This window comes from Polaromonas sp. P1_G2 (assembly GCF_056405515.1).
Genome location: NZ_JBFUBY010001455.1, coordinates 1 through 400, shown reverse-complemented (window position 1 = coordinate 400; position 400 = coordinate 1). Strand labels below are relative to the sequence as shown.

Below are 400 nucleotides of genomic sequence, written 5' to 3'. Positions count from 1 at the left end.
GTGCTGATAGTAGAAGGCCTTGGCCGGGTCGAGTTCTTTGGCCTTGTCCAAGGAATAAATTACGTCATCCACGGTTACTGGCTGGCCGTCGGCCCATTTTGCCTTCGGATTGAGCCGGAACGAGGCAGAAGAGAAATCCTCGGGATAGGAGACTGCTTCGGCTAGCAGACCATATGACGAAAACGCTTCGTCCGAAGAAGACTTCATCAGCGTCTCGAAAACCAGGCCGATTGCACCCTCGACGTTGCCCTTGCTGCCTGCCACCGGATTGAGCGAATCGAAAGTACCATATGCCGAAAGATGCAAATCCCCCGCCTTCGGCGCGTCAGGATTGACATAATCGAAATGCTTGAAGCCCGGCGGATATTTAAGCTTACCGATGACCGACACGCCGTTGGTC

The 400-nt window shown here is 54.0% G+C and carries 1 protein-coding gene; it reads right to left on the bottom strand.

Translation table 11 applies throughout. The features are described from left to right. On the bottom strand, positions 1–400 hold a 400-nt coding region (locus AC1D0P_RS31050; protein WP_477680240.1), incomplete at both ends, for an ABC transporter substrate-binding protein.